The sequence below is a fragment of the Micromonospora vulcania genome (assembly GCF_042658605.1).
GTDB lineage: Bacteria > Actinomycetota > Actinomycetes > Mycobacteriales > Micromonosporaceae > Micromonospora > Micromonospora vulcania.
The window spans coordinates 326,254-350,734 of the sequence record NZ_JBHSQS010000003.1; the positions used below are offsets into that span (position 1 = coordinate 326,254).

Below are 24,481 nucleotides of genomic sequence, written 5' to 3' on the forward strand. Positions count from 1 at the left end.
CTCAGCGGCCGTCGGGGACGGCCATCTCGCCGAGCAGCGACCAGTCCTGCTGCGGCACGGTGGCGTTGACGATGCGCGGCGTCTCGGCCAGGTGCGGCGGCAGATCCTGCTGCGCCTTGCGGAAGTGCGCGGACTGCACGTGAGCCCCGCCGGCCTCGTCGTCACGAAACGCCTCGACCAGCACGTACTCGGTCGGGTCGTCCAGGCTGCGGGACCAGCCGAACCACAGGCAGCCCGGCTCGGCCCGGGTCGCCTCGGTGAATTCGGCGGCGATCCGGGGCCACTGCTCGGCATGCTCGGGCAGAACGCGGAACTTGGCGGTAATGAAGATCATGGCCCTCAGGCTACCCAGACCGGAGAGCCGACATCGCCCCGCGCCGCTCAGCGCAGCCGGCGGATGTCGCCGTACGCCCGGTAGAACCCACCTCGGCCGGACTCGCGGACCTCGGTCACCAGATAACGTGCGCCCGGCTCGCGGATGCCCTTGGGGAACTGCACCGACCAGTCGCGCCGGTAGCCGTCGGAGACCACCTGGACCCGCAGCCGACCCCGATCGTCCAGGCACTGCACCACCACGCCCGCGCCGGCGTCGCTGGTCACCTCGACCACGGTCGGCTCGATGGGCCGCGGCGCCTGGCGGGGGGCCTTGACGTCGAGCACCTCCGGCACGTCCCCGACCTGGGCCGCCCGGATCGCCGGCTCGCTGGCGTCGATGCAGGCCAGATGGCCGCTGGTGGTGACGACGTAGAGCCGGTCGTCGCGGTACTGCATCGAGTACGCCGAGCCGCAGCCGGTGCCGAGCTTCCACAGCCGGGTGCCCGCCGCGTCGAAGCAGTAGATCGAGGACTGGCTGTCGCCGGCGAAGACGTACTCACCGCCCTCGGCCGTGGCGCAGGAGAAGACCGGGGCGTCGCACCGGTAGCTGCGCTCGACCCGACCGTCCTTGGCCAGGCGTACCACCTGCCGGGTGCCGGTCCCGGCGAACACGCTGCCGCGTTCCTGCCAGCCGAAGAGCACCGAGCCGGTCGTGGTGTGCCACAGCTCCCGGCCGGTACGCCAGTCGTAGCCGGTGACCCCCTGGGAGTGGCCGTGGTAGAGGGCGTCGGTGTCGCAACGGACCATCCAGGCGGCGCGGCCCCGCCCCGGCCGGCGCCAGAGGAACTCGTCCTCGTGGTCGATGGCGGCGATCCCGCCGTCGGCGTCCGAGACGCCCAGAACGCCGTCGTGAATGTCCAGCCAGTAGATGTCGATCTCTGGGGCGATCGCGTACGCGACCCGGGGCACCTTGCCGGAGAGGTCGTAGACGTTGCCGTCGTCGCAGCCGGCGTAGATCCAGGAGTCGTCGGCGACCAGGCACTTCACCCCGTCGGGGAGGCGGACCTGGCTGCGCACCTGGGCGTCGTGGCCGAGGGTGGTGATCACGCCGTGCTCGTTGCCCACCATGCAGTGCTGCTCGTCGACGAAGATGCCGAAGGCGGGTGCGCCGGAGTTGTAGCGCCAGAGCACGGGGGCGGTGCGGGCGGTGGAGCGGGTGCTGACGATCTGTCGTCGGGAGACGCTGCGCTTCTGTCGGACGCCGGGGACCGCCGGGGCGTACCCCTTGCGGATCTTCTCCCCGATCTTCTTCGCCGCGGCGGCCCGGGCCCGGGCGTTGTCCGGATAGGCGCTTGCCTTGACCTGCCCCTGGTCGCCGATCCGGCCGTAACGCACGGTCAGTGTGGTGTCCTCGACGACGACCTCGTAGAACTTGTGCGCACCGTCCACTTCGGACAGTTCGAGGTAGGTCGTCTCCTGGGACATGGGGGCCTCCGAGGGGTCGGCGACCGGCCCGGCGGGGGCCGGCGCGGCGGCAGTGACCACACGCTAACCACCGCCCCCGACAAGATCCTCGACGTGGCGTTCTCGACCGAGCCGCCCGGGGGCACCGTCAGGAAAGCGGCGAGGCGCGGACGCCGCGACCGGCCGACCGGTGCGGCGGCGACACTCGCGGAGAGTGCGAGCGGCGGACCGCGCCGGATGTTATTGGTGCTTCTGGGCTTATTGTCCTAATATTCAAGCCCGCGCCCTCACCTTCACCAGTTCGACCCACCCCGGATAGGTACAGATCATGTTTCACATCGCGGGCGCGCTGCTGCCTGTACTGCTGGCGTTGCCGCCGACCGTGCCGGTTGACCTCGCCGCGCCGGATCAGTCGGACTTCTCGCTGACCGTCAGCCCGAACCGAATGGTCGTGCCGCCCGGCGAGATCGGGCAGCCTCGGCAGTTCACCGTGACGAACAAGGGGCCGTCGGCAATCGACGTGTCGGTGCGTACCGCGAGCTTCGTGGTGGATGCCGAGGGAGATTTCGTCTTCCGGTCGGACGTGCCGCACACGGCCATCGACTGGGTCGCGGTGCGGCCGGAGCGGCTTCGGCTCGCGGCCAATTCGGCCGAGATGGTGGACCTTCGGATCGCCCTGCCGCCGACCGCCGAGCCCGGCGAGCACCAGGTCGCGGTGCTCTTCTCGACGGAACCGCCGGCCGACACCCCCGGCATGAGTGTGCGCCGCAGTGTGGGGGCGCCGGTCTACGTCACGGTGCCGGGCGAGGCGGTGGACTCGGTGCAGGTGACCGAGCTCGGCGTCCCCGGCTTCACATTGGGCGGTCCGATGGCACTGACCGCCACCGTCCGCAACGCCGGTACCCTGCACCGCGACTTCGTCGCGGCCGATCGGCTGCGGGCCCAGGTCGCGGGGCAGGACGTGACGTTCGACGAGTTCACGCTGCTGCGCGACGCCAGTCGCCGGGTCAGTGCCCGATGGGAGGACCCGCCGCTGGCGTGCGTCTGTCAGGTGGCCGTCGCGGTGTCGAATCCGGACGGCTCGTCGGGGAGCGCGCGGGCAACCGTCGTCATCCTGCCGTTGCATCTGATGGGTACGGCAGCGGGGGGTCTTCTGCTCCTGGTCCTGCTCGGTTGGATGCTCCGGCGCGGACGGCGTGGATCTGCCGGTGCGGCGGAGGCGGATCCGATATCGGCCGACGAGGAGCGCCATGCCCTCGCGGCATGGTTTCCAGGAAGCCAGATTCGTCAGCCCCACGTCGGTCCTGATTGGTCCGCGCGGTCAGTCCACGCCGAACCATCGAGTGGCTCTCATGATTCATGACCGTGCGGTGATGCACGAGCAACGCCGTCATTGACCCATTTGTTCCGAAAACGCCTGATTGACGCCGAATGACTGCCATAGCCTGACTGCGGCTTATGGGGGTTGAGGCATGGTCATGGCGATGGTGAATGGCTTTACGGTACGACGGCGTCGAAGTGGTGCGGCCGGGTTGGTCGGCGTGCGCGCCACCACGACGTCCACGTCCGTGCACGGCTCGGACCTGCTCCGGTGAAGGCTCGCACCAGTACCCGGCGCGGTCGGATGTTCGGTCGGGAGAGACTCCGGCGCCGGACCGCCTTCGGTCTCGTCAGCACACTGCTGGCCACCCTCATCGCGGTGCTCAACCCGGTCGCCGCCGAGGCGGTGGGCACCGTCCTGTTCAACCAGCCCTTCCACAACAACACCCCGGACGGTCTCGGGCCCGTCTTCCTGCCCGCCCTGCCCCCGACCTCCACCACCCCGAACTTCGCCTGCCTGAGCGCCTCCGGCAACGCCAGCACCGGCGCCCTGCACAGCTGCGCGACGCAGACCGACGCACCCGGCAGCGGCAAGCTGCGACTCACCGACGCCACCATCAACCGGACCGGTGGGCTCTTCGGGGCGACCAGCGTGCCCACCGCGTCCGGGCTGGACATGACGTTCAACCTCTACCAGTACGGCAACACCGGCGGCGCGGACGGCATGACCCTGGTGCTCGCCGCGGTCGACCCCGCCAACCCGGCCGCGCCGGCCAGCATCGGCCAGTCCGGCGGAGCGCTGGGCTACACCGGCACCAGGAGCCTCCCCGGCCTCGCCAATGGCTACCTGGGCATCGGCTTCGACGTGTTCGGCAACTACAGCACCACCACCTATGAGGGAAGCGGCTGTACCGATCCGGCCTTCGTCACCGCCTCCAGAATCCCGGGCCAGGTGCTCGTCCGGGGCCCGGGCCGGGGCACGGTCGGCTACTGCGGACTGAACAGCACCGCCACCAACGGGTCCTCGCCGGTGGTCCCGCTACGGGCGAACACCCGCGCCGCCTCGGTCGTTCCGGTCGAGGTCGTGATCAACCCGACCACCTCGTCGTTCACCACCGCCTCCGGCCTGGTGGTGGCGTCCGGCCGGTACATGGTGGTCTTCAGGCCGGTCGGCGCCAGCGTCTCGCGGGTCCTGGAGGGTCCGCTGCCCGCCGTCGCCGCCGGCCTCTACCCCTCGCCGACCTGGCTGAACAGCAACGGGGTCCCCCGCCAACTCGCCTTTGGCTGGGTGGCGTCCACCGGGTCGGTGGTGGACAACCACGAGGTCGACAACGCCAACGTGGTGACCTTCAACCCGGTGCCCGACCTCAACGTGACGCAGACCAGTTACACCGGCCCGAACCCGCAGCCTGGTGACCCGGTCAACTACACGGTCGTACCGTCGGTCAGCGTCGGCTCCAACGAGGCCGCCCCGATATCGGTGACCGCGACCACGCCGACCGGTGTGGTGCCGGTCGGCGCCTTCGGCAGCGGCTGGGTCTGCGCGGCCCCGTCCGGGCAGACCGTCACCTGCACCAACAGCAACGCACCGTTCGCCAACGGGACCTCACTGCCGCCGATCTCGGTCGTCGCCATCGTCACCGGGTCGGGTGTCACACCCTCGATCATTCAGACCCAGTCGACGGTGACCGCGTCGTCCATCGACGCCAATCCCGGCATCTCCACCACCACCGTCGTGGGCACGCCACCAGCGACGCCGAGCGGGATCACCGTCTCGCCGGCGACGAGCACGATCGCCGGCGGCGTCGCGGTGACGGTCGGTGGGACGAACATCGCCGGGGCGACCGCCATCGAGATCGGCACCACGGCGCAGCAGCAGGCCGGCACGCCGGTCGTCCTGCTGCCCTGCCCGTCCGGCCCGGCGGCCGGCTGCTTCACGGTGAACGGCGACGGGACGCTGAGCATCTCGTCCATGCCCGCCCGCAGCAGCGCTGCCACGGTGAACGTCACCGTGGTGACCCGGGGCGTCGCCGCCGCGGCCAGCTACGTCTACACCGACGTGCCGGCCACCCCGGCCGCGCCCACCGCGACTGCCGGCCTGGCCAGCGCCACCGTGAACTGGACAGCGCCGGCGAGCAACGGCAGCCCCATCACCAGCTACATCGTCACTCCGATCCGGAACGGGGTGGCGCAGACCCCGATCACCTACGACGCGTCCACCACCAGCCGGGTGATCTCCGGGCTGACCGTCAGCGCGAGCTACACCTTCACCGTCGCGGCGGTCAACTCGATCGGCACCAGCGCGACGAGTCCGGCGTCCAACGCGGTGGTGCCGTACGCGGTCCCGGGTGCCCCGACCATCACAGCGGCCAGCGCTGGTGACTCGTCGGCGAGGCTGACCTGGACCGCGCCCAGCGCCAACGGCAGCCCGATCACCTCCTACGTGATCACTCCATACATCGGTGGGGTGGCGCAGACGCCGCAGACCTTCGCCAGCACGGCGACCACCCAGACGGCGACCGGGTTGACCCCGGGCACCGCGTACACCTTCACCGTGACGGCGGTCAACGCGGGCGGCGCCGGACCGCCCTCGGCGCAGTCCGCGCCGGTCACGCCGAACGCCTCGCCCAGCCTTGCGAACCCGCCGCCGCCCGCCGGCGAGGTCAGCGTCCCCTACAGCAGACAGCTCACGGTGACCGGTGGCACGGCGCCGTTCGCCTGGTCGATCAGCGCGGGCAGCCTGCCGCCCGGGGTGACCCTGAACGCGAGCACCGGTCTGCTCTCCGGCACCCCCACCACCGCCGGGACCTTCGATTTCACCGTCCGCGTGTTGGACGCCAGCAGCCAGTCCGCCACCCAGGCGCTGAGCATCGTCATCGCGCCGCTGCCCACGCTGACCTTCCCGCCGCCGCCGCAGGGGCAGGTCGGCATCGCCTACAGCACCCAGCTCACGGTGAACGGGGGCACCGGGCCGTTCGCCTGGTCGGTGAGCGCGGGTAGCCTGCCGCCGGGGGTGACCCTGAACGCGAGCACCGGTCTGCTCTCGGGAACCCCCACCACCGGCGGGAGCTTCTCCTTCACCGTGCGGGTGGTGGACTCGTTCGGCCAGGCCGCAATCAGGACGGTCTCCCTCGGGATCACCGCGTCACCGACGCTGACGTTCCCGCCGCCGCCGCCCGGCCAGGTCGGCATTCCCTACAGCACCCAGCTCACGGTCAACGGCGGTACCGCGCCGTTCGTCTGGTCGGTGAGCACGGGAACGCTGCCGCCAGGTCTCACGCTGAACGCGAGTACCGGTCTGCTCTCCGGCACCCCGACCACCGTGGGCAGTTCCACCTTCACGGTGCGGGTGGTCGACTCCTATGGTCAGCAGGCGACCCAGCCGGTCACCCTGGTGATCACCACCGGGCCGCTGGTCGTGATGAAAACCGCGAACGTGTCCACCGCGGCCGCCGGCGCAACGGTGAACTACACGATCAGCGTGACCAACACCGGCACGGCCGCCCTCAGTGGCCTGACCATCACCGACCCGCTCGGTGGGGTGCTGGACGACGCGACCTACAACGCCGACGCGACCGCCACCTCGGGCACCGTCTCGTTCGTCAGTCCGACCCTGAGCTGGACCGGCAACCTGGCCGCCGGGGCAGCCGCGACCATCACCTACTCGGTCACCGTGGCCACCCCGCCAACCGGTGACCTGGTGCTGACCAACACGGTCAAGTCGCCGCCGTCTGGCAACTGCGCCACCGGCAGCGTCGACGCCCGGTGTACGGCCAGCGTCCCGATCTCCGCGCTCACGATTGTCAAGACGGCGAACAGGACCACCGCGACGCCGGGCGACGTGGTCAGCTACACCATCACGGTCACCAACACCGGCCAGGCCGCCTACCCGGCGGCCACCTTCACCGATGCGATGGGCGCGGCACTCGACGACGCGGTGTACAACGCCGACGCGGCGGCGACGACCGGTGCCGCCTCGTTCAGCTCCCCGAATCTGACCTGGACCGGCATTCTGGCGGTCGGCGCCAGCGCCACCATCACCTACACGATGACCGTGCGTGCTCCGGACCCCGGTGACAAGGTCATGACCAACACGGTCAGCTCCGGCAGCCTGGGCAGCAACTGCCCGGCCGCCGCGAACGACGCCCGCTGCACCGTGACGGTCACCGTGCTGGTGCCGGGCCTGGTCCTGACCAACACGGCGAGCAGTTCGAACACGACACCCAACTCGACGGTCGGCTACACGGTGACCATCACCAACAGTGGGCAGACCGCCTACACGGGTATCAGTGTCGCCACCTCGCTTGCCGGGGTGCTCGGTCGGGCCACGTACAACAATGACGCGACCACCACCGCCGGGGCGCTGTCGTACACCAGCCCGAATCTGACCTGGAGCGGCGACCTCGCGGTCGGTGCGACGGTGACCGTGACGTTCAGCGTGACGGTCAGCCCCGCGACCACCGGCGAACCGGTGCTGACCAGCGTGGTGTCGTCCTCGGCGGTCGGCACCAACTGTGCCCCCGGCAGCATCGACCCGCGGTGCACCGCGTCGGTGACCATCCTGATCCCCGGGCTGACGCTGCTCAAGACGGCGAGTGTGCCGAGCACGACGCCCGGATCGGTGGTGGCGTACCAGATCGTGGTGACCAACACGGGTCAGTCCGCCTACCTGGGGGCGAGCTTCACCGACTCGCTGGTCGGGGTGCTCGACGACGCCGTCTACAACGGCAACGCCGCCGTGACCTCCGGGGTGGTCAGCTACAGCACTCCGACCATCTCCTGGACCGGTGACCTCGCCGTCGGCGCGTCCGCCACGGTGACCTATTCGGTGACGGTCAGCAATCCCGCCACCGGCAACCGGTCGATGGTCAACCAACTAGTCTCGCCGACACCCGGTGCCAACTGCGCCACCGGCAGCGCCGACCCGCGCTGCTCGACGACGGTCGCCGTGCTGCTGCCCGGACTGACGTTGACCAACACCCCCAGCGCGGCCACCGCCACGCCCGGCGACACGATCGACTACACGATCACCATCGCCAACACCGGCGAGTCGGCGTACCCGGCGACGACCAGTGTCACCAACCCGCTGGCCGGCATCCTCGACGATGCCGTGTACAACGCCGATGCCACGGCCGACAGCGGGATCGTGGGCGTCTCTGGGTCGGTGTTGACCTGGACCGGCGCGCTCGCGGTGGGGGCGACCGTCACCGTCCGGTTCTCGGTGACAGTGCAGAACCCCGACGCCGGAAACCGGGTGCTGACCTCGACGCTCAGCTCGACGGCGGCCGGCAGCAACTGCCCTCCCGCCACGCCCGCCGCGGCCTGCACCGCCACCGTTGCGGTGCTGCTGCCCGGGCTGACCATCGTCAAGACGGCGGACAGCGCCACCGCCGTCCCCGGCGGCGTGGTGACCTACACCATCACCGTGACGAACACCGGCCAGACGGCGTACGCGGCGGCGGCGTTCACCGACTCGCTGGCCAACCCGCTCAACGACGCCACCTACAACGGTGACGCGACCGCCACGTCCGGGACGGTCAGTTACGCCTCGCCCAACCTGAGCTGGGTGGGCGCACTGGGGATCGGCGCCGCCGCGACCATCACCTACTCGATGACGATCCTCGACCCCGACCCGGGCGACAAGTCGATGGTCAACACGGTGGTCTCCAGCACCCCGGGCAGCAACTGCGCCACGGGCAGCAGCGACGCGCGGTGCACCGCCACCGTGCGGGTGCTCGTGCCGGCGGTGGTCATCGCCAAGGTGGGCAGCGTGCCGACCACCACGCCGGGCGCGACGGTCGGTTATACCGTCACCATCAGCAACACCGGGGAGACCGCGTACCCGACGCTGACCGTCACCGACGCGTTGGCCGGTGTGCTCGACGACGCGGCGTACAACAACGACGCGACGGCCTCCGCCGGCACCGTCGGCTTCGTGAGTCCCAACCTGACCTGGACCGGTGCCCTGGCCATCGGGGCGTCGGTGACGTTCACCTACTCGGTGACGGTTGCCGACCCGGTCGGCGGCGACCTGATCCTCACCAACCGGCTCAGCTCGGCGGCTGCGGGCAGCAACTGCCCGACGGTCGGCGGCAGCGACGCCCGCTGCACGGTCAGCGTGCCGGTGGCCCGGCTGCTGCTCATCACCGCCACCGACGTCGCCACCACCACCCCGGGCGGGGTGGTCCGGATCAACAGCACCTACACCAACACCGGCCAGGTCCCCTACCAGGGCATCAGTGTCAGCCTCGACTCGAGCAGCTTCGGCACCGATGTCGTCGGCAACGGCGACCAGACCGCGTCCTCCGGCACGTTGACGATCAGCCCGACCGGCTCGGTCTGGACCGGTGACATTCCGGTCGGCGCGACCATCACGCTGAGCGGCAGCGTCACGGTGCTAAACCCCTACCCGGGCGACCCGTTGCTCACCGCCACGATGGTGTCGACCGCCCCGGGCAGCAACTGCCCGGCGGGTAGCACCGATCCGCGTTGCTCGCTCAGCGTCACCGTACTGATACCGGGCCTCGCGCTGAACGTCGTCGCGGACACGGCGACCGCCGTGCCGGGCCAGACCGTCGGCTACACGGTGACGCTCACCAACTCGGGGACCGCGCCGTACACCGCGATCAGCGTGGCCAACTCGCTGGCGTCGGTGCTGAGCGACGCGACGTACAACGGGGACGCGGTGACCAGCGCCGGAACCCTGGGCTTCGCCGGCACCACCCTGACCTGGAGTGGCGACCTCGCGGTCGGTGCGGTCGTCACGATCACCTACTCGGTGGTGGTGCTCTCGCCTGATCCGGGCAACAAGATCATGGTCAACACCCTGCAGTCCACCGCCGTCGGCAGTTCCTGTACCACGACGACTCAGGCGCCCGGGTGCACCTCGACCGTGCTGGTCCTGACCCCGGCGTTGACCATCAACAAGTCGACGACCGCGGTTGCGGCGCTGCCGGGCACCGCGGTGCCCTACACGCTGACCATCACCAACTCCGGGCAGGTCGACTACACCGCGACCAGCGTCGATGACGACCTGACCGACGTACTTGACGACGCCGCCTACAACGCGGACGCGAGCGCCACGGCCGGCACCCTCTCCTATGCCGCGCCGGTCCTCACCTGGACCGGCGACCTGGCCGTCGGCGCCACGGTGACGGTCACCTACACCGTGACCGTCGACAATCCGGTGGTCGGCGACGATGTGCTCACCAACGTCGCCAGCTCCGCCGCGGCCGGGGCCAACTGCCCGGTGGGCGGCACCGACCCCAGGTGCACCGTCGCCGTCGCGGTCGTCGACGAAACCCAACTGGCATTCACCAAGACCGCCAGCGCGGCCTCGGCCACCGTCGGGTCGGTGGTCACGTACACGGTGGTGGTGTCGAACTCCGGGCTCACCCCGTACCTGGGCGCGACCTTCGACGACTCGCTGGCCGACGTGCTCGGCAACGCCGTCTACAACAACGACGCCTCGGCGGGCGGGGTCGGCACCATCAGCTACGCACCGCCGGTGCTCTCCTGGACCGGCGACGTGCCGGCGGCCGGGTCGGTGACCATCACCTACACCGTGACGGTGCAGCCGCTCAGCGGCGACAACCGGATGGTCAACACGGTGGTTTCCAGTGCCGAGAACAACAACTGTGCCGCCGGCAGCGTCGACCCCCGCTGCACCGCGCAGGTCACCGTCGCGCAGGTGACCATCACGAACACGGCCGACATGGCCACCGTGCTGCCCGGCGGCACGGTCGTCCTCACCACCACCATCACCAACGACGGCGGCACCGCCTACTTCGGGGCCGTCGTCAACCTGGGCGGCGCCGACCTGCTCGACGACGCCATCCCGGTCGGCGACGTGGCATCCTCGGGCATCCTCGTCGTGGGACCCGGCGGTCTCAGCTGGGTGGGTGATCTGCCGGTCGGTGGTGTGGTGACCATCGCCAGCACCTTCCTGGTCCGGAATCCGGACCCAGGCGACAAGATCATCACGAGTACGGCCAGCTCCGCGATCCAGGGGAACAACTGCCCGGTCGGCGGCACCGATGCACGCTGCACCGTCCGGGTGGACGTACTGGTGCCCGCACTGAGCATCGTCAAGCTCGCCAACACGCCCGTCAGCACGCCCGGCAGCACGGTCAGCTACACCATCACCATCAGCAACACCGGCACCGCTCCCTACCTGGACGCGGTGGTCACCGACGACATGACCGGTGCGCTGGACGACGCGACGTTCGGCAACAACGCCACCGCCACCGTCGGCGACGTGTCGTACACGGCACCGACGCTGACCTGGACCGGGGACCTCGCGGCCGGGGCGAGCGCGGTCGTCTCGTACACCATGACGGTGAACAGCCCCGACACGGGCGACAAGCTGATGGTGAACACCGCTGCCTCGACGGTGGCCGGCAGCACCTGCCCGCCGGCCAGCTCGAATCCGGACTGCTCGGTGCTGGTGGCCGTGCTCACGCCGGGTCTGGGCATCACCATCACCGCAGACCAGGCCAGCGCCGTGCCCGGCGGCACCGCCGGCTACACCATCTCCATCGTCAACAACGGGCAGACCGCACAGAGCGGCGTCACGGTGAGCAACGCGCTGGCCGGGCTGCTGGACGACGCGACCTACAACGGTGACGCCATCGCGAGCACCGGTACGGTCACCTTCACCAGCCCGAACCTGCTCTGGTCCGGCACCCTCGCGCCCGGGTCGACGGCGACGATCACCTACTCCGTGACGGTCGCCAGTCCCGACAACGGCAATCGCCTCCTGACCAGCCAGGTCAGTTCTGCGGCCGCCGGCAGCAGTTGCCCCGTCGGCAACACCCTCCCGGCCTGTACGGCCACCGTGACCGTCTCGGTGCTCAGCATCGTCAACACGGCGAACGCACCCACCTCGGTGCCGGGCGGCACGGTCCGCTACACCACCACGGCGACCAACACCGGGACGACACCGCTGACGGCCATCGAGATCACGACCAACTTCGCCGGCTCGGTCGACGACGCCACGTACAACGGTGACGCCGCGGCCTCGACCGGCACCCTGGAGCTGGTGCCGAACACGTCATCGATCCGATGGACCGGTGACCTGCCGGTCGGCGCGGAGCTCACCATCACCCGCTCGTTCACGGTGCTCGACCCGGACCTGGGCAACCGGATCATGACCTCGGTGGTGAGCTCCACCGCCCCCGGCAACAACTGCCCGACGGGCGGCACCGATCCGGTGTGCACGGCGAGGGTCACGATCCTCGTCCCGGCGCTGACCGTGCTCAAGACCGCGGACCGGGCCACCACCGTCCCCGGCGGCCCGGTCGGCTACACGATCACCGTCACCAACGTCGGCGAGACCGCGTACACCGGGGCCACCGTCACCGACAGCCTGGCCGGTCTGCTCGACGACGCCACCTACAACGGCGACGCGAGTGCCAGCTCGGGCATCGTCACGTACAGCACGCCGATCCTCACCTGGACCGGTGACCTGGCGATCGACGGGTCGGTCACGGTCACCTACACGGTCACCGCCGACGACCCGCAGACCGGCGGGCGGGTCCTGGTCAACACGGTCAGCTCCGCCTCCGCCGGCAGCAACTGCCCGCCGGGCGGCTCCGATCCGGACTGCACCGTGACCGTGCAGGTGCTGCTGCCGGCCCTGAGCATCAGCAAGAACGCCGACGCCGGCACGACCACACCCGGTGGCGCGGTCGGCTACACCATCACCGTCACCAACAGCGGCCAGACCGACTACACCGGGGCCACCCTGAGCGACAGCCTCGCCGCCCTGCTCGACGACGCCACCTACAACAACGATGCGGTCGCCACCGTCGGCGGCGTGTCCTACACCGCGCCGACCCTGACCTGGACCGGTGACCTCGCCATCGGTGCCAGCGCCGTGATCACCTACTCGATCGGAGTGCACAACCCCTCCGACGGAGACCGGAGCATGACCAACACCGTCACGTCCACCACCCCGGGCAGCAACTGCCCGGCCGGGGGGACCGATCCGGCCTGCACGGTCACCGTCGCCGTGCTGATCCCGGCGCTGAGCATCACCAACGTCGCCGACGTGGCCACCACGACGCCGGGCAGTGTCATCCGGTTCACCGCGACCTTCACCAACACCGGGCCGACCCCGTACGTCGGCATCCAGGTGGTGACGGACGCCGCGAACGTGTTTGACGACGCCCGGCCCAACGGGGACCAGGTCGCCAGCTCCGGCACGCTGACCGTGGTCGGCGCGGAGGTGACCTGGACCGGTGACATCCCGGTCGGTGGTGTCATCGTCATCACCGGCACGGTCACGGTCAACGATCCGGACACCGGCAACCGGACCATCGCCAGCACCATCACCACCGACGCGCCCGGCAGCAACTGCTCGACGGCGGCACCCGGCCCCGCCTGCACCGTCACGGTCGCCGTGCTGCTGCCCGGCCTCGTCATCGAGAAGACCGCCGACAACCCCACCATCACGCCGGGTGGCACCGTCACCTACACCATCACCGCCACGAACACCGGCGAGACCGCGTACGTCGACACGACGATCAGCGACTCGCTCGCCGGTGTGCTCGGTGACGCCGTCTACAACGCGGACGCCACCGCCAGTTCCGGTGATCTCTCGTACGCGACGCCGGTGCTGACCTGGCGCGGTGACCTGCCGGTCGGCACCGCCGTGACGATCACCTACACCGTGACGGTCAGCGGCGACCAGGCGGCCGGCCGCATCCTGGGCAACACGGTCAGTTCCGACGCACCGGCCTCGAACTGCGCCGTGGGCAGCATCGACCCGCGGTGCGGCGTCCGCGTCGCGATCCTCATCCCAGGGTTGGGCATCACCAAGGCGGCGAACACCGCCACCGTCACCGCTGGCGGGACGGTCACGTACACGATCACGGTCACCAACACCGGGCAGTCGCCGTACACCGGTGCGACCGTCGCGGACTCGCTCACCGGCGTGCTCGACGACGCGGTCTACAACGCGGACGCCTCCGCCGACTCCGGTGCGGTCTCCTACGCGGCGCCGGTGCTGACCTGGACCGGTGACCTCCCGGTCGCGGGTGTCGCGGTGATCACCTACTCGGTCACGGTGAACTTCCCGGCCACCGGCGACCAGAGCCTCGTCAACACCGTCAGCTCCAGCACGGTGGGCGCGGACTGTCCGGGGTCACCGGGCTGCACCGCCACGGTCGCGGTCCGGATCCCGGCACTGACCATCACCAAAGCCGCGAACACCGCCACCGTCGTCGCGGGCGGAACGGTGCAGTACTCGGTGCTGATCACCAACAGCGGGCAGTCGCCCTACAGCGGCGTCACGGTCACCGACTCGCTCGTCGACGTCCTCGACGACGCCGTGTACGCCGGTGACGCCGAGACCACGACGGGTGTGCTGTCGTACAGCGCCCCGGTGCTCACCTGGACCGGCGACCTGCCGGTCGGCGCGACCGCGGCGATCAGCTACAGCGTCACCGTCAACCAGCCGGAATCCGGCGACGGGAGCCTGGTCAACACCGTGACCTCCGCCGCCCTCGGCAACACCTGCCCGGCCACCGGTGGCGCCGCCGACTGCACCGCCACGGTCACCGTCGCCGCGCAGTCGATCACCCTGTCCGGGTTGCCGGCCGGGTTCTCCCTGACGGGCCGACCCGTGCAGGTGGTGGCCCAGCAGGAGGCGGTCACCATGACCGTCACCACCAACAGCCCCACCGGGTACGCCGTCACGGTGCGCGGGCTGACCCCGGAGCTGGTGGGCGCGAATCCGGCGAACCCGTACACGATTCCGATCGAGAACCTGCGGGTGCGGGAGAGCGGCACGACCGTCTACCGGGAGCTGTCCGATGTGACGGCGGTGGTGGTGCACCGCCAGTCCGGGCCGTCGTCGGCCGGTGGCGACGCTATCGGCAACGACTACCAGGTGACCATCCCCGCGGTCGTAGCCGATGAGTACTCCACGACGTTGGAATATGTGGCGATCACCGAGTAACAGCCTGAGGAGCATCATGCGAAGGATCCCTGTCCTGGCGACCGTCCTGGCTGCCTGGGCGCTGACCGGGCCGGCAGCTGCTCCGGCGCAGGCGGCTGCTCCGACACCGAAACCGTCCGGGGCGGCCTCGCCGAGCGGGCCGTTGCTCAGCATCACCCTGGACGACGGCCGGACCGCGGTGGCAGCGGGCGACGAGTTGACCTACCGGCTCACCGTCCGCAATCTCGGTACGGCCAAGGTGGCGGGCCTCAAGGTCTCGCAGACCATGCCCACCGGGCTGACCCTCGTCTCCGCCGATCGCGGGGGCAAGGCTCGCAACGGCGCGGTCAACTGGTCGGTCGACCTCAAGGTGGGCCAGGAGTCCACGTTCACGACGGTGGCCAAGGTCGGCGAAACTCCGAAGGAACTGCTGAGACTCGCCACGGTGGCCTGTGCCACCGCCAAGGACGGATCGAAGCCGCTCGTCTGCGCGACACACTCCGACCAACTCCCGGCCGGTGCCGCCGCAACGCCGACCAAGGACGCCGGCGGCACATCCTGGCTCTGGTACGCCGGTGCCGTGCTGGCGCTGCTCGTCCTCGGCCTGGTCGCGTTCGTCCTGTTCCGCCGGTACCGGGGGCGCCGGGTGATGCCCGCACACGCCCACTCGACGCAGCGCTCGCCCGAGGGCACCGATCAGATGGCCGGCGCGGTCAGCCTGGATTGAGCGCCGCCCAGCGGGCGGCGAGGTGTGCCCGCCGGTCAGGCGACGGAGTGGGTCACCGTTCCGGTGTAGACACCGGCCACCGTGGCCTGCGAGATCTCCAGGCTCAGGGTGGGGTTCCAGCTCGCGCTGTTCAGTCCGTCGCCACTGGTCCTGGCGAAGGCGGTCGGGTCCGACCCGAGCGGCACCGCCTCGGCCGAGGTGAGTTGGCCCGGTACGAGTTGGCCGGCACCGGCGTTCTGGGTCGCCGGCCCCGACCAGTAGTCGATCACGCTGGCCGGGATCGTCTCCTCCGGTGTCCCGTCGCCGGTGGTGAAGTCGGTGGCGGTCACGGTCGCCACCCAGGTCGCCGCGAGTTGCGCACGATCGTCGATGACGGTGACGGTGCCGAGTTGCCCGTTGAGGATCTCGCCGGGCGCCGCGTCGCCAAGGTCGGCCGCTGCGGGCACCTCGATGCTGAGCTCGCCTCCGGTCACGATGACGGTGGCGGTGACCTCGCCGGTGCTGTCCGCCCACGCGGGCGTGCCGATGTTCAGCAGGCAGGCCGTCCCAATCAACACGGTCAATCCGAATGACCTCTGCATTGCCGTTCCTGTCTTCGCGTTCCCGGTTCACTTCCGCTGTGCGCACCTAGCGTAACGATCCCGTACGCTCGGTAGTTGCGAAGTGGACAAATGGGGCGTAGTTCAGCGACGCGATCGGCGGCCCAGGCGGAGCCAGAGCACCATGAGCGCCGCGCCGATGCCGCCCATCGCGAGGACCGCCGCGCGGGGCAGCTGCCGCGACACCGGGGCCGGGGCGCAACTCGTGGGCAGGTAGTCCACCGTCAGATCGCTCTGCGGCGCGGGAAGTCGCTGATCGGGAAACGCGGCCCGGTCGATGCCGCAGATGACCGGTCCTCCGGTGGTCTCGACCCGCACCACCGCCGTCGCCTCCTGACCGCTGCCGTCCCGTTCGACGCCGAGAACGCTGCCTCGAAGCAGTTCCCCTGCCGGCGGGGGCGGCCCGAAATCGGAGAAGGTGCCGACCAGCAGGATCGCCACTGACGCGCACAGGAACGCGATCGGGATGTGCGGGTAGGCCGGCTTGTTCATGCCGGTGAGGCTAGTGCGGGGGATCAAGTGACAGTCGCCGAGGCGAGCGGCACCCCGCTGATGGTGCCGCTGCCCCCGGACGCGATCCGCCGCGGCCTCACCGTCGCGCTGAAGCCGTGTCCTCACCGTCGCGTCGAGACCGTCACCTCACCGCCGCACTGAGGCCGTCACCTCACCGTCGCGTTGAGCTGGCGGTGTAGAAGGCGCTCGGGTCCGCGGCGAGGGACGCCTTGACCTGGGCGCTCCACTCGTCGGCGACGACCTCCAGGGCGTCGGCCTCGATGCCGTCGAGAGCGGCGCGGACGATGTCGGCGGGGTCGGCCTTGTCGCCGTGGTAGCCGGCCATCATGTCGGTGTCGGCGCTGCCCAGGTGCAGGCCGGTCACGAGGGTGCCCTGGCCGGCCAGTTCGATCCGGATCCCGTTGGTCAGGCTCCAGGCGGCCGCCTTGGCCGCGCCGTACGCGTTGGCCCCGTCGTAGGAGAACCACGACATGGCGGACAGGACGTTGAGGATGCCCCCGCCACCGTTGCCGCCGAGCACCGGCGCGAACGCGCGCACCATGGCGAGCGTGCCGTAGAAGTGGGTGTCCATCTCCAGTCGGATCTTGTCGAGATCGCCGGTGACCAGGTTCGTCCAGGTGGCGACCCCCGCGTTGTTGATCAGCAGGGTGACGTCCGGCGCGGCCGGCACCGCGTCCTCGATCGACCGCGGGTCGGTGATGTCCAGCCGGAGCCGTTCGACACCGGGAATGTCGATCAGTTCCGGGTTGCGGGCCGTGGCGTATACCTTGGCCGCGCCGCGCTCCAGGAGCTGTCGGGTGAAGTGTCGGCCGATGCCACGGTTGGCGCCGGTGACCAGCGCGATCGATCCGGAGATCCGCATGATTGCCTCCTGGCAGGTGCGCGAAAGAATCGGTACGCGGCTACGCTAAAACCTCACGTCGGCGTGAGGTGCAAGTCGTGTCATCGAGCAGGAGGCGGAACCGTGCGGATCGGGGAACTCGCCGCGAAGACCGGCGTCTCGGTACGGGCCCTGCGCTACTACGAGGAGCAGACCCTTCTGATCGCCCCACGCAGCGGGGGTGGCCAGCGGCACTACCCCGACAGCGCGGTCGACCGGGTCGAGCTGATCCAGACGCTCTACGCGGCCGGCCTGTCCAGCCGGACCATCCTCGACCTCCTGCCCTGCGTCGACGCGAAGGTCAACACCCCGCAGACCCGCGCCATGTTGCATACCGAACGCGACCGGATCGACCACCAGATCAGCAACCTCGTGCAGGCCCGGGACCGGCTCGACGCCGTCATCGCCTTCAGCGAGAGCCCGGCCAGCGGCTGCACCCGGCTGGACGCCCCGTCGTCGTAGCGCCCGCTGACGATCACGGGGCGGCGCACGCCGACTCCCACCGGTAGCCTTGCGACCAGCAGAAGCGGGCGTACGACCGCCGGCTTCAGCGGGGGATCGGGGGAGGGCTCGTGTCGCAGGTGCGGACCGGTTCGGAGTCGCGGGTTCACCCCGATTGGTGGTGGACCGTCTTCGGCCTCACTCTGGCGCTGGTCGGTCATGGGTTCGCCCTCGGCGCGGCGTACTTCCCCTACGTCTGGCAGGATGCCGGCACTGTTGATCTGGAAGCCGGCGGGCGGTTCGCGGTCTTCCTGATGATCATCTTCATGTTCGGGTTCGCGCAGACGTTCCTGGTGATCTGCGGGTGGCTCTTCGCGATGGGGCTCGGCGTGCGCAGGTTCTCGTGGGCGCTGGGGGCGGGCTGGGCCGGCGGGCTGGTGCTGATCCTGGCTGCCGCGGTCATCCGGGTCACCGTGCACGGCAAGCTGTTGGGTTGACCGACAGGACACGCCGGCGCCGTCCACCGCCGACATGTCCACTTAGGCTAACCTTGCCTAAGTAAGGCTGGCCTTGCGGCGGGCTGCTGGAGGCGTGCACCCGACGATGTGGGTCCGGAACCCCGCCCGGCACTGAGGTGCGGGGCGACGGAGACTGGACGGAGGGCCGGATGCGGCTGTACCTCACCGCACTCAACCCGACCGACGCCGTGCTGCACGGCTTCCTGCCCGCGGCGTCGTCGCTCGCGCTGCCGGTCACCGTGCTGACCGACCAGCCCGAGCGGTGGCCGTCCGACGTGTCGGTGCAGGGTTGCGTGGTTCGTGAGCCGGCCGCGGTCCTGACGGCCGTGGCGGGCGGGGAGCCGCCAGCCGCGCTGCTGTCCAACAGCGACCATCTGCAGGCGGCCACGGCGCTCGCCGCCCGCCGGCTCGGCCTGCCCGGCAAGGACCCCGAGGTGGCCCGGCGCTGCAAGGACAAGGCGGCCGCCCGTCGGGCGGTGGCCGAGGCGGGCCTCGACCCGGTCCGGATCGTCGTCGTCGAACCGGGCGCGGTGCCGGTGGTGGCCGCCGACATCTTCCCGGCGGTGGTCAAGCCGCGCGAAGGGGTGGCCAGCGAGGACGCCTACCTGGTGGCCGACCACCGGGAACTTGCCGCGCGGGTCGCCGAGATCCGTACCCGGCGGCCGGAGGTCGCACTGCTCGTCGAGGAGTACCTGGCCGGCGAGGTCCGTACCCACGAGACTCTCGGCGACGACGCCGACCTGGTCGTCCTGGGGGGCTGGCGCACCGGCCTGGGTCCGCCACCCACCTTCACCGAGGAGAGTCTCGACTGGGCACCCCCGGCGGTGTCGGAGACCGCCCAGCTCCGTAAGCAGTTGGACGCCCTGGGCGTCCGGTTCGGCGCCTGCCACACCGAGTACGTCGTGCAGGACGGCCGGGTCCGCCTCATCGAGGTGAACTACCGCCTGATCGGCGACCGGATGGACCTGATCCTCGCCGAACTGCTCGGGGTGCCGCTGTTCGAGTACGTCATCCGGCTGCACCTGGGGGAGCCGCTGGCCGCGTTCGACCTGCCCACCCCGAACACCGTCGAGCGGCACGCCCGGGTCGAGTACGTCTGCGCGGACCGATCCGGCCGGCTGGTGACCGCCCCCGGCCAGCTCGACGCGGACGTCGACGGCGTCCGGCTGGGCTGCCGGCCACTGCGCACGGTCGGCCACACCGCCGAGGTGACCGGCACCAACCGCGACTACCTGGCCGTCCTGCACGCCATCGGCCCGGCCGACGGCACGGTCCGGCGTACCCTCACCGACTTTCGCGCCGGTTTGCGCTGGGAGATCGCCGGATGAGCGACGACAGCGCGGCTGAGGCGTTCGGCCGGGTGCTCGACGCGCTGCTCCGCGAGGACCACCTCGGCCTGACCAGCCTGGGTCGCCCGGACGGACCGGGCTGGTGGCAGGTGCCGCACGACGCGGGGACGCTCCGGGTACCGATCCGACCGGACGGCTTCCAGCATCCGATCCGTACCGCCGCACCGGAGCTGCACGTACACCCCCCGAATGGCCCGCCGTACCGGGTGAACACTCTGGAGGGTCTGCTGGCGTTGCTCGTTCCGCACGGCGACGCCGACGCCGAGGCCGGCTGGCGGGACTTCACGGCGGAGTGCCGGGCCGACCTGCGCGCGCGTCGGCTGGCCGCCGAGGCCCGTCCCTCGGTGTACGCCACGGTGGCCGCCCGTCGTGCGGCCGAGCCCACCGGCATGGCCGCCGCACTGCTGGACGACGTGCTCGCCGCGCACGCCGGTCACCCCGTCTATCCCACCGACCGGTGTCGGCACGGTCTGACCGACGACGACCTGCTCCGGTACGCGCCCGAGCACGCCCCGAGCTTCCCGCTGCGCTGGCACCCGGCCGCCGCCTCGTCGGTTCGACTGACCGGGGAACTGCCGGCCTGGTGGCCCGTCGCGGACCAGCCCGGGGTGGTGCTGCTCCCGGTGCATCCGCTCACCGCCGCCCGTCATGACCTTCCCGTCGTGGATGGGCCGACGATCATGGTCCGTCCCACCCTCTCGATGCGGACGGTGGCGCTCGACGACGACCCGGCCACCCACCTGAAGCTACCGCTGCCGACCGCGACCCTCGGTGCCCGCAACCGGCGGACTCTGCACCCGGACAGCCTCGCCGACGGTGCCGCGGTGGCTGGTCTGCTGGACCGGATCGCGGCCACCGAACCGGTCTTCGCCGGTCGTGTCCTGCACGCCGACGAGCACACCCACGCGCACTGCGACGGCGACGAGCTGCGCGCGTTCCTGCTCCGCCGGTTCCCGGCCGACCTGGCCGGCGTCCAGGTGGTGCCGGTGGCCGCCCTCGCCGCGCCCGACCCGGTCGCCGGCACCGTCATCGAGCGGATCAGCGGCGGTGCGCCCGGCGCACTGCTGGAGTCCTATCTGGACCTGCTGATCGACTGGCACGTCTGTCTGTGGCTGCGCCACGGGGTGGCGCTGGAGGCCCATCCGCAGAACATCCACCTGCTGATCGACCCGGCCGGGACGCTTCGGTTGCTGTACAAGGACAACGACGGCGCCCGCCTGGACCACCGCCACGCGGGGCTCCCGCTGCGGGACGCCCGGATGTGGGTGAATGGTCCGCAGGAGTTGGCCGACGTGTTCGTCACCATCACGCTGCACCTGGCCGCGGCCGCGCCGCTGCTCGCCCTCGCCGCGCGCGGGGTGGCCGTACCCTCGCCGGCCGAGGCGCTCGCGCCGCGACTGGCCGCCGCCCGCGACCGGTGGGGCGCCGGGCCGGCGGCGCGGACCTTCACCGAGCGGGTGCTGACCGCCGGTCACCTGCCGGTCAAGGCGATGCTCACCGCCGGCACCCTGCTGCCCAAGCAGCGCCTCGGCTGCGCGGACATCAACAAGTACTACCGGCGTACCGGACCGAACTACCTGCGGGGGACGACCACGTGACGAGTACCCGCAGCGGCATCCGCCCGGTCAGCACCGCGGTGGGGACCGCCGACCGGGTCGCCGACCTGGCCGCCGCACACGCCGTCTTCGGCTGCCTCCTGCGCGAGGTCGCGGCACCGGACGGCGAGGCGACCATCGAGGGCGGGACGGCCCGGGTCCGGTTGCGCCACCTCGACGTGCTGCTGCGCTGCGCGGTCGACCGGGTGTCCCCGGTCGGCGCCCACCGGTACGCCGGCCCGGTGCAGCGCCTGACCCACACCGGCCCGTCAGCGCGGACCGGCACCTGGGAGAACCTCGACGCGGCGGGCCTGGCCACCCTGCTCGCCGACGAACTCACCGCCCGCACCGGCGCGCCCAACGACGAGTTCGTCGAGCAGGTCCTGGCCAGCCGTGACACGGTGACCGAGCTGCTGGGCACCAGACCGGACCGGGACCCGACCCCGACCGGGGAGCCGGCCGTCGACGCGTACGTCGATTCCGAACAGTCGCTGGTTCTCGGCCACCCGCACCATCCCGCCCCGAAGTGGCGCACCGGCGACGGCGAGGGCTGGCGGGCGTACGCGCCGGAGTTGCGGACCGCGTTCCGACTGCACTGGCTCGCGGTGCCGGACGACCTGGTGGCCGGCGCCGGGCCCTTCGACGCCCTGGTCGCGGCGCTCGACCCGCCCACACCGCCGCCCGGTCACCGGGTGCTGCCCGTACATCCCTGGCAGTTGTCCCTCGTCCCGCCGGTGGACGGTCGACTGCGCGACCTCGGGCCCGCCGGGGCGCCGGTGCGGCCCACCGCCAGCGTCCGTACCCTCTACGCCCCCGACGCCGACCTGTTCGTCAAGGCCAGCCTGCACGTACGGATCACCAACTGCCTGCGCAAGAACGCCCGCTACGAGCTGACCGGAGCGGTGGCACTGACCCACCTGCTCGCCACGGTGCCACTGCCGGCCGGGGTGGGGCTGCTGGCCGAGCCCGCGTACCGCACCGTGGACGAGCCCGGCGCGGACGAGGCGTACGGGACGATCCTGCGGACCGGGCTGCGACCGCACCTGCGCCCGGGGGAGACCCCGCTGCTGGCGGCTGCGCTGGCCGCCGCGCCGCTGCGGGTGGTGGACCCGGTCGACTGGTGGCGGGCCTACGTCGAGTTGCTGGTGCCGGCGGTGCTGCGGAGCTGGCTCGTACACGGCGTCGTGCACGAGGCGCACCTGCAGAACGTCGTCGTGGTGCTGGACCGGCGACGACGGCCGGTGGGGATGCTGCTGCGTGACCTGGAGGGCGTCAAACTCGACAGTGCGCGGCTGCCGGCCTGGCCGGAGGGGGTGCCGCCGCAGGCCCGCTACGGCCCGCTCGACGCCCAACGACGCATCGCCTACTGCCTGTTCGTCAACCACCTCGGGGGGATCAGCGGCGCGCTCGCCGACGCGTCGCCGCGCGTCGAGCCCGAGCTGTGGCGGACGCTGCGCGAGGTCGTCGAGGCCGTCTGCGCCGACCTGGACGACCCACCCGAACTGCGGGCGATGCTCGCCGGGGCACCACTGGTCGCCAAGGCGAACCTGCTGGTCCGCTGGCACCGGGACGCGGACCGGCACGCGCCGTACGTACCGGTGCCGAACCCGTTCGGCGACCCGCGATGACGCGGCCGGTCTACGTGCACGACCTGGCCGCGCTGGCGTCGGATGCCCGCTCGATCCGGTCGGTGCTGCCGGACCGGGTCGAGTTGCTCTACGCGGTCAAGGCCAACCCGGACCGGGGCGTGCTCGAGACCCTGGCACCGGTGGTCGACGGCTTCGAGGCCGCCAGCCGAGGCGAGCTCCGTCGGCTCGCCGAGGTGCTGCCCGGTCGGTCACCGGCCGCGTTCGCCGGCCCCGGCAAGACCGACGAGGACCTCACCGCCGCGCTCGCCGCCGGGGTACGCCGCATCCACGTCGAGTCCCCGGCCGAGCTGGACCGACTCGCCGCGATCGCCCGTTCGGCGGGCCGGTCGGCGGACGTACTGCTGCGGGTCAACCTGCCGGTGGCCGCACCGGGCGCGAGCCTGGTGATGGGCGGCGGGCCGAGCCCGTTCGGCATGGAACCCGCCGAGGCGGTGTGCTGCGCCCGCCGTCCGCCGACCGGCATCCGCGTCCGGGGTGTGCACGCCCACCTCGCCAGCGGGTTGGACGCACCCCTGGCCGGCGCGGTCGCCGCCACGGTGGTCGAGTGGGCGGTCCGCGAGGTCGGGGCCGAGGAGGTCGACGTCGGTGGCGGCATGGCGGTGGACTACGCCCGCCCGGGGACGCGGTTCGACTGGGCCGGGTACGGCCGTGCCCTCGCCGGGGTCCTCGCCGAGCATCCCGGGGTGCGGCTGCGCATCGAGCCTGGCCGGGCGGTGACCGCCTACTGTGGCGCGTACCTGACCGAGGTGATCGAGGTCAAGCGCTCGTACGGCGAGTGGTTCGTGGTGGTGGCGGGCGGCACCCATCACCTGCGCACCCCGGCGGCGAAGGGCCACGCGCAACCGTTCACCGTGCAGCGGCGTACCGGTGCCGGCGGCCCGCGCACCGACGGTGGGCCGCTCACCGTGGTGGGGCAGCTCTGCACGCCGAAGGACGTGCTCTCCCGGTCCGCCGACGCCGGCCCGATAGGGGTGGGCGACGTGCTGGTCTTCGCCATGGCCGGTGCGTACGCCTGGAACATCAGCCACCGCGACTTCCTCCTGCACGACCCGCCGGAGTTCCGGACCGGCGATCCACACGAGCTGGCCGAGGCGTGGGCCTCGCGTCATTGACCTGCGGCGTTTCGGTCGGTTCGTCCCGGGGCACTGGTCGGGTGGAGACGAGGAGGGC

Annotated in this window: 15 protein-coding genes; 10 read left to right on the top strand and 5 right to left on the bottom strand. The window is 71.2% G+C overall.

Annotated elements, in window-relative coordinates:
* Position 1: 1 nt before the first annotated feature.
* Together ACFQGL_RS06310 and ACFQGL_RS06315 are read right to left on the bottom strand one after the other, a co-directional pair.
* A complete protein-coding gene (locus ACFQGL_RS06310) occupies positions 2-334 on the bottom strand; it encodes a putative quinol monooxygenase (protein WP_377506745.1) in 333 nt (110 codons plus the stop codon).
* Positions 335-381: 47 nt separating this feature from the next.
* Positions 382-1,800: a WGR domain-containing protein gene (locus ACFQGL_RS06315; RefSeq protein WP_377506748.1), complete on the bottom strand. Its 1,419-nt coding sequence runs from the start codon at positions 1,798-1,800 to the stop codon at positions 382-384.
* Positions 1,801-2,107: 307 nt separating this feature from the next.
* Between ACFQGL_RS06315 and ACFQGL_RS06320 the strand changes: the two genes are divergently transcribed.
* From ACFQGL_RS06320 to ACFQGL_RS06330, 3 genes are all read left to right on the top strand, one after another.
* Positions 2,108-3,142 (top strand): COG1361 family protein, encoded by a 1,035-nt coding sequence (locus ACFQGL_RS06320; RefSeq protein ID WP_377506751.1) that lies wholly within the window; start codon positions 2,108-2,110, stop codon positions 3,140-3,142.
* A 228-nt stretch (positions 3,143-3,370) separates the two neighbouring features.
* The gene (locus ACFQGL_RS06325) at positions 3,371-15,061 is read left to right on the top strand and encodes a DUF7927 domain-containing protein (protein WP_377506754.1); all 11,691 of its coding nucleotides are present in this window, start codon (positions 3,371-3,373) and stop codon (positions 15,059-15,061) included.
* Between the two features lie 16 nt (positions 15,062-15,077).
* Positions 15,078-15,767, top strand: a complete 690-nt coding sequence (locus ACFQGL_RS06330; protein WP_377506757.1) for a hypothetical protein — start codon at positions 15,078-15,080, stop codon at positions 15,765-15,767.
* A gap of 35 nt (positions 15,768-15,802) precedes the next feature.
* Here the strand turns inward: ACFQGL_RS06330 and ACFQGL_RS06335 are convergent, their stop codons facing one another.
* Complete coding sequence (locus ACFQGL_RS06335) at positions 15,803-16,324, bottom strand: hypothetical protein (RefSeq protein WP_377506760.1); 522 nt, start codon at positions 16,322-16,324, stop codon at positions 15,803-15,805.
* 126 nt (positions 16,325-16,450) lie between these two features.
* On the bottom strand, positions 16,451-16,858 hold the full coding sequence (locus tag ACFQGL_RS06340) for a hypothetical protein (protein ID WP_377506763.1): 408 nt from the start codon (positions 16,856-16,858) through the stop codon (positions 16,451-16,453).
* Positions 16,859-16,885: 27 nt separating this feature from the next.
* Between ACFQGL_RS06340 and ACFQGL_RS06345 the strand changes: the two genes are divergently transcribed.
* Positions 16,886-17,020, top strand: a complete 135-nt coding sequence (locus ACFQGL_RS06345) for a hypothetical protein (protein WP_377506766.1) — start codon at positions 16,886-16,888, stop codon at positions 17,018-17,020.
* Between the two features lie 10 nt (positions 17,021-17,030).
* Here ACFQGL_RS06345 and ACFQGL_RS06350 read toward each other — a convergent pair whose 3' ends face one another.
* Entirely contained in the window at positions 17,031-17,741 is a 711-nt protein-coding gene (locus tag ACFQGL_RS06350) for an SDR family oxidoreductase (RefSeq protein ID WP_377506769.1), read from the bottom strand.
* A 102-nt stretch (positions 17,742-17,843) separates the two neighbouring features.
* Between ACFQGL_RS06350 and ACFQGL_RS06355 the strand changes: the two genes are divergently transcribed.
* The 6 genes from ACFQGL_RS06355 (at position 17,844) to ACFQGL_RS06380 (ending at position 24,423) form a co-directional block, all read left to right on the top strand.
* Positions 17,844-18,221 (top strand): MerR family transcriptional regulator, encoded by a 378-nt coding sequence (locus ACFQGL_RS06355; protein ID WP_377506772.1) that lies wholly within the window; start codon positions 17,844-17,846, stop codon positions 18,219-18,221.
* 110 nt (positions 18,222-18,331) lie between these two features.
* Positions 18,332-18,697 (top strand): hypothetical protein, encoded by a 366-nt coding sequence (locus ACFQGL_RS06360; protein WP_377506775.1) that lies wholly within the window; start codon positions 18,332-18,334, stop codon positions 18,695-18,697.
* A 170-nt stretch (positions 18,698-18,867) separates the two neighbouring features.
* Positions 18,868-20,046, top strand: coding sequence for an ATP-grasp domain-containing protein (locus ACFQGL_RS06365; protein ID WP_377506778.1), 1,179 nt, complete (start codon positions 18,868-18,870; stop codon positions 20,044-20,046).
* Entirely contained in the window at positions 20,043-21,665 is a 1,623-nt protein-coding gene (locus ACFQGL_RS06370) for an IucA/IucC family protein (RefSeq protein WP_377506781.1), read from the top strand. Before ACFQGL_RS06365 ends, ACFQGL_RS06370 begins: the two co-directional genes overlap by 4 nt.
* 38 nt (positions 21,666-21,703) lie before the next feature.
* Positions 21,704-23,290 carry an IucA/IucC family protein gene (locus ACFQGL_RS06375; RefSeq protein WP_377507193.1) on the top strand — a complete coding sequence of 529 codons (1,587 nt, stop codon included), beginning with the start codon at positions 21,704-21,706 and terminating at the stop codon, positions 23,288-23,290.
* A complete protein-coding gene (locus ACFQGL_RS06380; protein ID WP_377506784.1) occupies positions 23,287-24,423 on the top strand; it encodes an alanine racemase in 1,137 nt (378 codons plus the stop codon). The genes ACFQGL_RS06375 and ACFQGL_RS06380 overlap by 4 nt, the downstream gene beginning before the upstream one ends.
* The last annotated feature ends 58 nt before the right edge of the window (positions 24,424-24,481 follow it).

What these genes read in the sequence shown, in the direction of transcription:
- ACFQGL_RS06310 (WP_377506745.1), bottom strand. Translation starts at nt 334, where the DNA reads ATGATCTTCATTACCGCCAAGTTCCGCGTTCTGCCCGAGCATGCCGAG.
- ACFQGL_RS06315 (WP_377506748.1), bottom strand. Translation starts at nt 1,800, where the DNA reads ATGTCCCAGGAGACGACCTACCTCGAACTGTCCGAAGTGGACGGTGCG.
- ACFQGL_RS06320 (WP_377506751.1), top strand. Translation starts at nt 2,108, where the DNA reads ATGTTTCACATCGCGGGCGCGCTGCTGCCTGTACTGCTGGCGTTGCCG.
- ACFQGL_RS06330 (WP_377506757.1), top strand. Translation starts at nt 15,078, where the DNA reads ATGCGAAGGATCCCTGTCCTGGCGACCGTCCTGGCTGCCTGGGCGCTG.
- ACFQGL_RS06340 (WP_377506763.1), bottom strand. Translation starts at nt 16,858, where the DNA reads ATGAACAAGCCGGCCTACCCGCACATCCCGATCGCGTTCCTGTGCGCG.
- ACFQGL_RS06350 (WP_377506769.1), bottom strand. Translation starts at nt 17,741, where the DNA reads ATGCGGATCTCCGGATCGATCGCGCTGGTCACCGGCGCCAACCGTGGC.
- ACFQGL_RS06365 (WP_377506778.1), top strand. Translation starts at nt 18,868, where the DNA reads ATGCGGCTGTACCTCACCGCACTCAACCCGACCGACGCCGTGCTGCAC.
- ACFQGL_RS06370 (WP_377506781.1), top strand. Translation starts at nt 20,043, where the DNA reads ATGAGCGACGACAGCGCGGCTGAGGCGTTCGGCCGGGTGCTCGACGCG.
- ACFQGL_RS06380 (WP_377506784.1), top strand. Translation starts at nt 23,287, where the DNA reads ATGACGCGGCCGGTCTACGTGCACGACCTGGCCGCGCTGGCGTCGGAT.